The organism is Vibrio penaeicida, assembly GCF_019977755.1.
GTDB classification, from domain to species: domain Bacteria; phylum Pseudomonadota; class Gammaproteobacteria; order Enterobacterales; family Vibrionaceae; genus Vibrio; species Vibrio penaeicida.
The window spans coordinates 1,015,007-1,027,651 of record NZ_AP025144.1 but is presented as its reverse complement, the minus strand read 5'-3'; the positions used below and the strand labels follow the sequence as shown (position 1 = coordinate 1,027,651).

Genomic DNA, 12,645 nt, shown 5'->3' with positions numbered 1-12,645 from the left:
AGGGGATTTATTATTTCCATAGACGCGTTATCAATTCTGATAAACGGCGCACGTATGTAGGGTTTTAGTCTTGAGCATGCGAGATTTACCCGCAATAAAGAGCCAGACGTTGAGAGCCTGGCTCAATTTTTATGCTTTTGCTTAGCGGACTATACGTCTAACAATAGACGAGCTGGATCTTCAAGCAACTCTTTAATCGTTACTAGGAATCCAACCGACTCACGACCATCAATCAAACGGTGATCGTAAGATAGAGCCAAGTACATCATTGGAAGAATCTCAACTTTCCCATCAACCGCCATAGGACGCTCTTGGATTTTGTGCATACCAAGAATTGCAGACTGTGGTGGGTTAATGATCGGTGTAGACATTAGAGAACCAAATACGCCACCATTAGTGATAGTAAAGTTACCGCCAACCAACTCATCAACGGTCAGTTTGCCGTCACGACCTTTGATTGCCAGCTCTTTGATGCCTTTTTCAATTTCAGCAAAACCCAACGTATCACAATCTTTCAGTACAGGAGTAACAAGACCACGAGGTGTTGAAACTGCCATGCTGATATCGAAGTAGTTGTGGTAAACAATGTCTTCGCCATCAATCGATGCATTCACTTCTGGGTAACGCTTCAGCGCTTCAGTTACAGCTTTCACGTAGAAAGACATAAATCCAAGACGCGTACCGTGGCGCTCTTCAAATTGGTCTTTATACTGCTTACGAAGATCCATGATTGGCTTCATGTTCACTTCATTAAACGTTGTCAACATCGCTGTGCTGTTTTTCGCTTCAAGAAGACGCTTCGCGACTGTCTTACGAAGACGCGTCATAGGTACACGCTTCTGGGTGCGTGCGGCTGCAGGTGCTTCTATTTCTGGTTGAGCAGCGGCGGCTGGTGCAGATTTCGCGGCAGCTAAATGCGCATCGATATCTTCACGAGTAATACGACCACCAACACCCGTTCCTTTCACTTGGTTTGCATCTAGGTTGTGCTCTGCAAGTAAACGGCGAACTGCTGGGCTCAATGCATCGTTAGATTCTTCCGTCAAAGAAGCTTTATGGCGCTTGTCTGGAGAAGCTTCTTTGTCGTCTGTGCTGTCTGCTGTCGGTTCACCCGCTACAGCGCCAGGCTTCAATCTAGCAATAACTTGACGACCTAGTACTGTTGCACCTTCTTCTTCGACGATGGCTTCAAGTACACCGGCTTCAGGGGCAGGTACTTCCAGTACAACTTTATCTGTTTCAATATCAACAATGACTTCGTCGCGCTCGATTGCATCACCTGGTTTTTTGTGCCACGTTGCAACCGTCGCATCAGCTACAGATTCAGGTAAGTCTGGAACCAGAATTTCAATTGTCATGTCTGTTTCGTCCTTTTTCTTCTAGTTCTTAATCTAGGGTAAGTGCGTCACTAATTAACGCTTTCTGTTGTTTCATGTGTACTGACATGTATCCAACTGCAGGTGATGCCGAAGCCGGACGACCTGCGTATTTCAAATCAGCACCAGCTGGAATCGCGGCACGGAAGTTATGTTGGCTAGAGTACCAAGCACCTTGGTTCTGAGGCTCTTCCTGACACCAAACATAATCCACTGCATTTGTGTATTGTGCGATCGCAGTTTGTACTTCTTCCAGCGGGAATGGGTACAACTGTTCAATACGAACTATCGCAACATCGTCTTGTTCGTTGTTGCGACGTTGCTCTAGTAGGTCGTAATATACCTTGCCCGAACAAAATACAACACGCTTCACTTTAGATGCTTCCAGTGTATCTATCTCACCAATTGCAGCTTGGAACGTACCTTCCGACAAATCTTCTAATGAAGAAGTACAAAGCGGATGACGTAAAAGAGACTTAGGCGACATAACAATCAGTGGACGACGCATTGGGCGCACCACTTGACGACGGATCATGTGATAAACCTGCGCAGGCGTAGAAGGCACGACTACTTGCATGTTTTGTTCAGCACACAATTGCAAATAGCGCTCTAGACGTGCAGAGGAGTGCTCTGGACCTTGACCTTCGTAGCCGTGAGGCAGAAGCATAGTCAAACCACACAAACGAGCCCACTTTTGCTCTCCAGAAGAGATAAACTGGTCGATTACAACCTGTGCACCGTTCGCGAAGTCACCAAACTGAGCTTCCCATAACGTTAAACCACCCGGTTCTGCTGTCGCGTAACCGTATTCAAATGCCAGTACAGCTTCTTCAGATAGAACAGAGTCAAATACTTGGAAAGGACCCTGCTTATCATGGATGTTCGCTAAAGGAACATAGGTGCTCGCATCCGTTTGGTTATGCAATACAGAATGACGGTGGAAGAAAGTACCACGACCTGAATCTTGACCAGAAATACGAATACGTTTGCCGTCATCAACCAAAGTTGCATACGCCAATGTTTCAGCCATACCCCAATCGAGTTGTTTCTCGCCATTAATCATCGACGTTCGATCGTTGTAAAGTTTGTTTACACGGCTATGAAGCTTGTGGCTTTCTGGGTACTGACACAAGCGTTGACCTAATTCTTTCAGGCGCTTGATATCAAAATTCGAATCCCAATCCGTATCCCAATCGTGACCAATATAAGGTGACCAGTCTACGGAATGCAGTGCCATTGGACGCCACTCCTTCACCACGACTTCACCGTGGTCAAGTGCATCTCGGTACTCGTTCACTAACAACGTGGCGGTTTCAATATCAAACTCGCCACGTTCAATTAGAACGTCTGCGTATAGCTTACGAGGGGTTGGGTGCTTTTTGATTTTTTGATACATCAACGGTTGAGTTGCATTCGGCTCATCCGCTTCGTTGTGACCGTGACGACGGTAACAAACCAAATCAATAACGACATCACATTTGAACGTATTACGGTAATCAACAGCTAAGCGAGCAACAAAAGCTACCGCTTCTGGATCATCTGCGTTCACATGGAAAATCGGTGCCTGTACCATCTTGGCAATATCGGTACAGTACATAGTTGATCGAGTATCACGAGGGTTCGACGTTGTGAAACCGACTTGGTTATTCACAACAATTCGGACAGTACCACCAACACAGAAACCGCGAGCTTGAGACATGTTGAACGTTTCTTGAACAACGCCCTGCCCGGCTATCGCAGAGTCCCCATGGATGGTAATAGGCAGAACGCTGCTTCCATCTTTATCCCCAAGGCGATCCTGACGAGCTCGGACCGAACCGATAACAACAGGGTTAACGATTTCTAGGTGAGATGGGTTAAATGCTAACGCTAGGTGTACATCGCCACCCGGTGTTGCAAAGTCAGCAGAGAAGCCTTGGTGATATTTAACGTCACCAGTACCCCAAGTGTCATCGTGTTTGCCCGCAAATTCATCGAACAAATCTTGTGGCTTCTTACCAAGCACGTTGACCAGCATATTCAAACGACCACGGTGGGCCATGCCGACAACAACTTCACGCACACCCTGAGCACCTGCGCTACGAATGATTTCCTTAGTCATAGGAATCATTGCATCGCCACCTTCTAGGGAGAAACGTTTCGCACCTGGGAACTTAGCACCGAGATAACGCTCTAAGCCTTCGGCTGCAGTCAGCTCATGAAGGAAAGTCTTTTTCTCTTCAGCACTAAATGAAGCTTGGCCTGATACAGATTCCAAGCGTTGCTGAATCCAACGCTTTTGCTCTGTATTTGTCATGTGCATGTATTCAGCACCGACAGAGCCACAGTAAGTTTGCTTGAGGGCTTTTTGAAGATCTCTCAAAACCATAGTTTCTTGCCCATTGGCAAAAGAACCTACGTTAAAAGTTTCGTCTAAATCTTCTTCAGTGAGGGTATGGAAAGCAGGGTTCAGTTCAGCGACTGTATCTCTTTCCCAAAGACCGAGAGGGTCGAGGTTGGCAGCTTCATGCCCGCGGAATCGGTAGGCATTGATCAGCTGTAGTACTTTTACTTGTTTAGCATCGACATCGGGATCACTAACTTGGACATTGTAATGCTTTGTTTCTTTCGCTAATCGACGGAAGTAATCACGGACACGAGAATGCGGTTGATCGACCGCGTCGGATTGCGTAGGCAACCCTTCAAATACTCGTTTCCATTCCTCACTCACCAGATCGGGATCACTAAGATACAGTTCGTAGAGTTCTTCTACATAAGTTGCATTGGCGCCAGCCAAGTGTGAAGACTCGAGCCATGCCTTCATCACGCCGTTGTGCATATTTTCCCTTAACCAGTAGGTTTCACGTTTGCATCGGTCTTATGCCGAGCTATTAATAAAGCCGACCCAAAGGCTTTACATAAGGGTCGGCAATTTTGAATCCATTAAACCGAACGATTCAATAACATGGTCTTAATATGACCAATCGCCTTCGTAGGATTTAATCCCTTAGGACAAACACTTACACAATTCATAATGCCATGGCAACGAAAAACGCTAAAAGCATCGTCAAGATTAGATAAACGTTCGTCTGTAGCCGTATCGCGGCTATCAATTAACCAACGGTAAGCAGCAAGTAGACCTGCTGGACCGATGAACTTATCTGGGTTCCACCAAAATGATGGGCATGACGTCGTACAACATGCGCACATGATACATTCATAAAGACCGTCTAAATGAGCGCGATCTTCCGGTACCTGTAAGTTTTCACGTGAAGGTGGCAAGTTACCATCTGAAATCAGGAACGGCTTCACTTTCGCGTAGTTGTCGTAGAACTGAGTCATATCAACAATCAAGTCTCGTACAACCGGCAAACCCGGCAGCGGACGAATGATGATAGTATTTTTGTCGGTCAACGCAGATAGAGGCGTAATACAAGCCAGACCATTCTTTCCGTTCATATTTAAACCATCAGAACCACACACACCTTCTCGGCATGAGCGTCTGAATGAAATGGTCGGGTCTTGCTCCTTCAGTAAGATAAGTGCATCAAGCACCATCATGTCTGAACCTTCTTCCACTTCAAGGACATAGTCCTTCATGTAAGGCTTTTTATCTGTATCCGGATTGTAACGATAAAGAGAGAAATTAAGTTTCATGATATGTACCTCCCTTTAGTATGTACGTGCTTTTGGCGGAAATGCTTCACGGTGAACTGGACTCATGTTCACATCGCGCTTAGTCATTGCTTCGGTTTCCGGATTATAGATGGAGTGGCATAGCCAGTTTTCATCATCACGGTCAGGGAAATCGAATCGGGCATGTGCGCCACGACTTTCAGTACGATAGTTCGCCGCTACAGCCGTTGAAAACGCAGTTTCCATTAGGTTGTCCAGTTCCAAACACTCAATTCGCTCCGTATTAAACTCGGTTGATTTATCAGCCAAGTGCGCCTCTTTCAAGCGCTCACGAATCACTTTTAACTCTTCTAAACCTGTTGCCATCGCATCGCCCTCTCGGAATACCGAGAAGCTATTCTGCATACAGCTTTGAAGATCTTTACGAATTTGAGCTGGATCTTCACCGCCTGTGCTGCCTTCCCAACGCATGGTACGAGCCAGAGATGCTTCAATATCAGACTCCGTCGCTGGGCGCGCTTCAGCTTGTGCCGCCAACGTTTCACCAAGATGCAATCCAGTCGCACGACCAAATACAACTAAGTCTAGCAGTGAATTACCACCTAAGCGGTTAGCGCCGTGTACAGATACAGAAGCGATTTCACCACAAGCAAATAGACCTTGTATTTCTTGCTCTCCACCGTCAGCGTTTTGCTTAATGGCTTGACCGGATACCTGTGTTGGCACTCCACCCATCATATAGTGACAAGTTGGGATAACTGGGATTGGCTCGTGAACTGGATCAACGTGCGCAAACGTACGTGAAAGCTCACAGATACCAGGAAGACGAGATTCAAGTACTTCCTTACCAAGGTGATCCATTTTAAGTTTGATGTGTGGTCCCCAAGGGCCATCACAACCACGGCCTTCACGGATTTCAATCATCATTGAACGAGCAACAACGTCACGACCAGCAAGGTCTTTCGCGTTAGGTGCGTAACGCTCCATAAAGCGCTCGCCATCTTTATTAAGCAGGTAACCGCCTTCACCACGACAACCTTCCGTAACCAATACACCTGCACCAGCAATACCCGTTGGGTGGAACTGCCACATCTCCATGTCTTGCATTGGCACGCCAGCACGAAGTGCCATACCAACGCCATCACCGGTGTTGATGTGTGCGTTTGTAGTCGATGAATAAATTCGACCAGCACCACCAGTCGCCAATATTGTGGCTTTAGACTTGAAGTAACACATTTCTCCGGTTTCCATACAGATCGCTGTACAGCCAAGGATTGCACCATCTTGGTTTTTCACCAGATCAAGCGCATACCATTCAGAGAAGATGGTGGTTTTGTGTTTAATATTTTGCTGATACAGAGTATGAAGCAGTGCGTGACCTGTTCGGTCAGCCGCCGCTGCGGTACGAGCTGCTTGCTCGCCACCAAATTCTTTCGATTGACCACCGAATGGGCGCTGATAAATACTTCCGTTTTCAAAACGAGAGAAAGGTAGCCCCATTTTCTCTAGTTCAATAACCGACTCTGGTCCGGTTTTACACATATATTCGATAGCATCTTGGTCACCAATATAATCGGATCCCTTTACGGTATCGTACATGTGCCATTGCCAATTATCTTTATGAGAGTTACCAAGAGCTACTGTAATACCGCCCTGAGCTGAAACGGTATGCGAACGAGTAGGAAATACTTTGGAAAGCAAAGCACATGTTAGGCCTTGCTCTGAAATTTGCAGAGCGGCACGCATGCCTGCACCGCCAGCACCGATTACAACGGCATCAAATTCACGAACTGGAATAGTCACTTACGCACCCCACAATACAAACAGACCAGAGAAGAAATAGGCGATTAAAACGGCAATAATTGCTACTTGAATTACACCACGCAAAAAGACGGGCTTGATGTAATCAGTTAAAACCTGCCACAAGCCAATCCATGCATGAACAAGCACACAAACTAATGCAAGCATAGTAAAGACTTTGGTAAACGTACCGCCAAAAAACGCGGTCCAGGACATGTAAGTAATTTCGTTGAAGGCACAAAAGCCAACAAGATAAATAGTGTATAGGGTTAAAATGATCGCACTTGCGCGGATCAATACATAATCATGAACGCCATTGCGCCCAAGCGTTGAAACATGCTTTACCATACCATCACCCCCGCGAGTAGCGACAATACTACTGTTACGGCAAAAGATACTTTAGCGCTCAACGCACCTGTATCTAACTCTTCAAAATATCCCATATCCATGAATAAGTGACGAATACCGCCTACTATATGATATGCGAGTGCAGTAAGAATACCCCACAAGATGAACGATACGAAAAAGCTATCAACAATGTCTGCTGCTTTAGCGAATCCTAGGGGAGAAGAGAGGGAAATGGATAGTAACCAGAGTAAAATTCCAATTGCTACAAACGTAATAACACCTGAAATTCGATGCAGGATGGATGCGATTGCAGAAATTGGAAAGTGGACTGTCTGTAAATCTAAATTAACAGGTCTAGACTTTCTTTCTTTCACGGGCTTGCTCACTCAGCTCCTTAGAGCATTTATAGTTATAAACCAAATTTTAGTAGGAAACCGACAAAAATTAACATTTAATTAACGCATTCAGCTCATATTGGGCGAGATAAATGTAAATGAATTGTTATATTTGCTTCTATTATTATAGGCCAGATTTTCCGTCTAGCCTTGAATTTATAAGGATTCCACAAAAATTTTCTGCGCCACTATACGGGCGGTAACATATTAATACAATTGACGTAACAAATAATGCTACACAGAACAGATTTTTAACTTTTTTCATATGAAAAATCAAAACGAGTGCACACAAAAGAGGAGAAAAATTGACTTTACTTTAGATACTCAGTAAAAAAACGGCACACAAAATATCCTGGATGGATTAATAATAAACAAAGGAGAATGTTATGGCAGATAAGAAAGCGACCCTTCATATTGAAGGTAAAGCGCCAATCGAGCTGCCGATTATGGAAGGTACAGTTGGACCTGAAGTAATCGATGTTCGTAAACTAGGAGCCAATGGTTACTTTACTTTTGACCCCGGTTTTCTTGCCACTGCATCTTGTGAATCCCAAATCACTTATATTGACGGTGCGAAAGGTATCCTTCTTCACAGAGGTTTCCCTATCGACCAACTTGCCAATAACGCAGATTACCTGGAAGTGTGTTACATCCTTCTGTATGGCGAAGCCCCAGATCGTAAGCAATATGAACAATTTAAAGAGACCGTAACGCGTCACACAATGGTCCATGAGCAAATCGCAAGTTTCTTCCACGGATTCCGCCGTGATGCTCACCCAATGGCTGTAATGTGTGGTGTTGTAGGAGCACTAGCGGCTTTCTACCACGACTCTCTAGACATCAACAATGATAAGCACCGCGAAATCGCGGCGTACCGATTGCTTTCAAAAATGCCAACTTTGGCAGCAATGTGTTACAAATACTCAATCGGTCAACCGTTTATCTACCCACGCAACGAACTAAGCTATGCAGAAAACTTCCTGCATATGATGTTTGCTAACCCATGTGAAGAGTACAATGTTAATCCTGTTGTTGCTCGCGCAATGGACAAGATCTTTACGCTACACGCGGATCACGAGCAAAACGCGTCAACTTCTACAGTTCGTTTATCTGGTTCGTCAGGTGCAAACCCATTTGCATGTATCGCGGCAGGTATCGCCTCTCTTTGGGGTCCTGCACACGGTGGTGCTAATGAAGCGTGTTTGCGTATGCTGGAAGAAATCGGCAGTGTCGACAACATCCCAGAATACATTGAACGTGCGAAAGACAAAGATGACCCATTCCGCCTAATGGGCTTTGGTCACCGCGTTTACAAGAACTACGATCCACGTGCAACAGTAATGCGCGAAGCATGCCACGAAGTACTTGAGGAATTGAATATTCAAGATCCTCTACTAGACGTAGCAATGGAGCTAGAGCGTATTGCTTTGTCTGACGAGTACTTCGTTGAGAAGAAACTGTACCCTAATGTAGATTTCTACTCAGGCATCATCCTGAAAGCCATCGGCATTCCAATCTCTATGTTCACGGTCATCTTCGCGATGTCGCGTACAATTGGCTGGATTGCACATTGGAATGAAATGCACAGCGATCCTAACAACCGTATTGGTCGTCCTCGCCAGTTGTATACAGGTAAGAAATCTCGTGACTTCCAACCTCTTCACGAGAGAGAGTGATATTCAACTCTTTGATTTTTCATTGATGATTGAGTAACAAACAAAAGGTCGAAGCATTCGCTTCGACCTTTTTGATTGTATAAACTTAATTTTGCTCGCTAACTTTAAACTGGGTTATCGATATCGATAAAGGTGACATCCAATCCATGTTCTGAAGCTAACCACTCTCCTAATGCTTTAACGCCATATCTTTCTGTTGCATGATGCCCAGCGGCGAAGTAATGAATGTTCTGTTCACGAGCCGTATAGGTGGTTCTTTCCGATATTTCACCAGAAACGAATGCATCCAAACCATGCGCTACAGCCAGTTCGATAAAATCTTGCCCTCCACCAGTACACCATCCGATCGTTTCGATTGTTTTGGCTTCATCATCTGGTGCGATATGCAGAGGAGTACGATTTAAGACTTGCTCTATCTTTTGGGAAAAAGCTTTGCCAGACATGGGAGTACGTAATTTTCCAAACATAGCAACGGACTGAGGGTGCCCCTCTAACCCCCCCTGAACTTCTATATCCAAAAGTTCAGCTAGGCAAGCGTTATTACCCAATTCAGGGTGAATATCCAATGGCAAATGATACCCATACAAATTAATGTCAGACTTAATTAGGCTTCGAATACGCTTTCCTTTCATACCTTTTATTGGTTCTGGCTCGCCTTTCCAAAAGTACCCATGGTGAACGAGTAAGGCATCAGCCTTTAATTCGATTGCCCTTTCGATCAATGCTTGCGATGCGGTTACACCTGTCACGATACGTTTTATTTCAGGTTTGCCTTCAACCTGCATACCATTAGGGCTGTAGTCTTTAATCAATTGGGGAGACAGCTTCTCGTTGAGAATCGATTCGAGCTGAAAATTGTTCATCTTATTCATCCATTGATTTATCTGCTTTTAGCGCGTTATAACAATTTAAGGTTAGAATGTCGAAACGAAATGGAGAAAAATCAATGCTATCAAAACCCGAAATCGACAAACTCCTTCATTGGGTCGCATCTACCCCATCTCTGTTCAACCTTAACGCACCTGTCTGCGGAAATTCTCCATTTTCGCAAAACATACCTGTTAGCATGAACGGTTACTCTGGGAATCAACGCCTAGGTTTTGTCTACCAATATGCTTGCCGCTGTTTGTTTCAAGCAAACAGTCAATACAGATTACTAGAAGAAGAAATTCAATTACAACAAGATGGACGCACACTGGGCGCTATCGACTTTATTCTAGAAAACCATGACAACCAAACCATAGAGCACTGGGAAGTCGCCATTAAATTCTACTTACTTCATAACACACTTTGGTATGGCCCCAATGCTAAGGATAGACTGGATCTGAAGCTCGACAGAATGTTGAGTCACCAACTGAAAATGTCTTCGTCCAAAGCATTTAAAACCCAGTTCCCAGAATGGGAAAATATAAGTGAACACCTGCTAATGCAAGGTAGGCTCTACACAAACCCATTTGACGATGAAGCGATCCCCAAAAGTTGCCTTGAGTATCAGATCGAACAATCTCGGATCAAGGGCTATTGGTGCTACGACAGCCAAAAACACCTCATTACCGACAAACTTTATGTATTAGATAAAAAAGATTGGGTGACAGGAAGGAATAAAGATTCGGTGCTATTTTCAGGGGAAGTTAACAAGTTTGTCCACTGCCAATCAGAGAGTGGGCAATATTGGTTTATTGTTAATAACCAATGGCCTAATTGACTTAGGGCTACTGCTTCAGGCATAAAAAAGGTGGCTTTCGCCACCTTTCTTATACCAGTTAAAAATTATAAGCCAGCATTTTCAAAAACTTGGTTTACAATTTCTTGAGCTTCTTCTTCAATAGCCTTCAAGTGCTCTTCGCCTTTAAAGCTCTCACAGTAAATCTTATAAATATCTTCAGTACCAGATGGGCGAGCCGCAAACCAGCCGTTACCTGTGGTCACTTTTAGACCACCAATCGCGGCACCGTTTCCTGGCGCATGAGTCAAACGTGCCGTGATTTCATCACCAGCCAACGTCTTTGCAGATACCATCTCAGGTGACAGTTTCTTCAGAATATTCTTTTGTTCAGTATTGGCTACGGCTTGAATCCGATTATATTGAGACTCACCATGTTTGGTAGCCAGTTCTTCATAATAATCCTGTGGGTTTTTACCAGTTACCGCCGTAATCTCAACGGCAAGAAGACACAAAATAATACCATCTTTGTCTGTCGACCAAGGCGTACCATCTTTACGTAGGAAAGAGGCTCCCGCACTTTCTTCACCACCAAATCCGAACTCGCCAGAATACAGACCGTCAACGAACCATTTGAATCCAACAGGTACTTCGCATAACGTGCGACCTAAATCCGCAACCACACGGTCAATCAACGCACTGGAAACCAATGTTTTCCCTACAGCAACTTCTTTACCCCACCCTTCACGGTGGCGGTACAAGTAGTCGATACACACAGCAAGGAAGTGGTTCGGGTTCATAAGCCCTTTAGGCGTAACGATTCCGTGCCTGTCGTAATCAGGGTCATTACCAAACGCCAGGTCATAATCATCTTTGAGGGCGAGCAGGCTAGACATTGCATACGGCGAAGAGCAATCCATGCGAATCACACCATCTTTATCTAGCGACATAAACTGGAACGATGGGTCAATAGATTCACTCACTAGGGTAAGATCTAACGCGTACTCTTTAGCGATCTGACGCCAATAGTCAATTCCAGAGCCACCTAGAGGATCCACTCCAATCTTAATGTTTGCATTTTGAATAGCTTGCATATCGATAACGTTAACCAAGTCATCAATATATGGTTTTACTAAATCGACTTCTTTAAACAATTCAGAGGCTTTAGCTTGAACAGAATGGCTACGTTTAACACCTTGTAAATCTTCAGCAATCAATACATTCGCTCGGTCTTCGATTGCTTGAGTCAGTTCAGCTTCAGCAGGACCACCGTGAGTAGGGTTGTATTTGATACCGCCGTCTTGTGGTGGGTTATGCGAAGGCGTAATAACGATACCATCTGCTTTTTCAGAATGCTTAAGGTTATACATCAAAATTGCGTGTGAAATACCTGGGGTAGGAGTAAAGCCGTTGTTTTCCTGAACCACTACTTCTACGCCATTAGCAATCAGAACTTCAATAACGCTGGTAAACGCTGGTTCAGATAACGCATGAGTATCTTTGCCTAAAAATAACGGACCTGTCGTCCCCTGCTCTTTACGAACTTCCGCGACCGCTTGAGCAATCGCAAGGATATGGTGTTCATTAAAAGTGGATTTATCTGAGGTGCCGCGGTGACCTGACGTACCGAATTGAACACGGTGCTCAGGATTAGAAGGTTCTGGTTGAAGTAGAAAGTAATTAGCAACTAACGAAGGGATGTTGTGTAAATCTTCTTGCAGTGCTTTTTGCCCTGCTCGAGGATGGATAGCCATTTTTATTTTCCTTTTAAT

10 protein-coding genes are annotated in these 12,645 nt (G+C 44.7%); 2 read left to right on the top strand and 8 right to left on the bottom strand.

What is annotated here, in order from left to right:
* Window positions 1-149: 149 nt before the first annotated feature.
* The 6 genes from odhB to sdhC form a co-directional block, all read right to left on the bottom strand.
* A complete protein-coding gene (odhB, locus tag LDO37_RS04890) occupies window positions 150-1,358 on the bottom strand; it encodes a 2-oxoglutarate dehydrogenase complex dihydrolipoyllysine-residue succinyltransferase (protein ID WP_101113522.1) in 1,209 nt (402 codons plus the stop codon).
* Between the two features lie 28 nt (window positions 1,359-1,386).
* Window positions 1,387-4,194 (bottom strand): 2-oxoglutarate dehydrogenase E1 component, encoded by a 2,808-nt coding sequence (sucA, locus tag LDO37_RS04885; protein ID WP_126610192.1) that lies wholly within the window; start codon window positions 4,192-4,194, stop codon window positions 1,387-1,389.
* Between the two features lie 104 nt (window positions 4,195-4,298).
* Window positions 4,299-5,012: a succinate dehydrogenase iron-sulfur subunit gene (locus LDO37_RS04880; protein ID WP_126610191.1), complete on the bottom strand. Its 714-nt coding sequence runs from the start codon at window positions 5,010-5,012 to the stop codon at window positions 4,299-4,301.
* Window positions 5,013-5,027: 15 nt separating this feature from the next.
* Window positions 5,028-6,794: a succinate dehydrogenase flavoprotein subunit gene (gene sdhA, locus LDO37_RS04875; protein WP_126610190.1), complete on the bottom strand. Its 1,767-nt coding sequence runs from the start codon at window positions 6,792-6,794 to the stop codon at window positions 5,028-5,030.
* Window positions 6,795-7,139 carry a succinate dehydrogenase, hydrophobic membrane anchor protein gene (gene sdhD / locus LDO37_RS04870; protein WP_101113518.1) on the bottom strand — a complete coding sequence of 115 codons (345 nt, stop codon included), beginning with the start codon at window positions 7,137-7,139 and terminating at the stop codon, window positions 6,795-6,797.
* Window positions 7,133-7,525, bottom strand: coding sequence for a succinate dehydrogenase cytochrome b556 subunit (gene sdhC / locus LDO37_RS04865; RefSeq protein WP_101113517.1), 393 nt, complete (start codon window positions 7,523-7,525; stop codon window positions 7,133-7,135). The genes sdhD and sdhC overlap by 7 nt, the downstream gene beginning before the upstream one ends.
* 395 nt (window positions 7,526-7,920) lie before the next feature.
* Between sdhC and LDO37_RS04860 the strand changes: the two genes are divergently transcribed.
* A complete protein-coding gene (locus LDO37_RS04860; protein WP_101113516.1) occupies window positions 7,921-9,210 on the top strand; it encodes a citrate synthase in 1,290 nt (429 codons plus the stop codon).
* Between the two features lie 104 nt (window positions 9,211-9,314).
* Here LDO37_RS04860 and LDO37_RS04855 read toward each other — a convergent pair whose 3' ends face one another.
* The gene (locus LDO37_RS04855; protein WP_126607001.1) at window positions 9,315-10,073 is read right to left on the bottom strand and encodes a Nif3-like dinuclear metal center hexameric protein; all 759 of its coding nucleotides are present in this window, start codon (window positions 10,071-10,073) and stop codon (window positions 9,315-9,317) included.
* 56 nt (window positions 10,074-10,129) lie between these two features.
* Here LDO37_RS04855 and LDO37_RS04850 point away from each other — a divergent pair, with 56 nt between their 5' ends.
* Window positions 10,130-10,915: a DUF1853 family protein gene (locus LDO37_RS04850; RefSeq protein WP_126607000.1), complete on the top strand. Its 786-nt coding sequence runs from the start codon at window positions 10,130-10,132 to the stop codon at window positions 10,913-10,915.
* A 65-nt stretch (window positions 10,916-10,980) separates the two neighbouring features.
* Here LDO37_RS04850 and pgm read toward each other — a convergent pair whose 3' ends face one another.
* A complete protein-coding gene (gene pgm / locus LDO37_RS04845; protein ID WP_224055339.1) occupies window positions 10,981-12,627 on the bottom strand; it encodes a phosphoglucomutase (alpha-D-glucose-1,6-bisphosphate-dependent) in 1,647 nt (548 codons plus the stop codon).
* Window positions 12,628-12,645 lie beyond the last annotated feature (18 nt).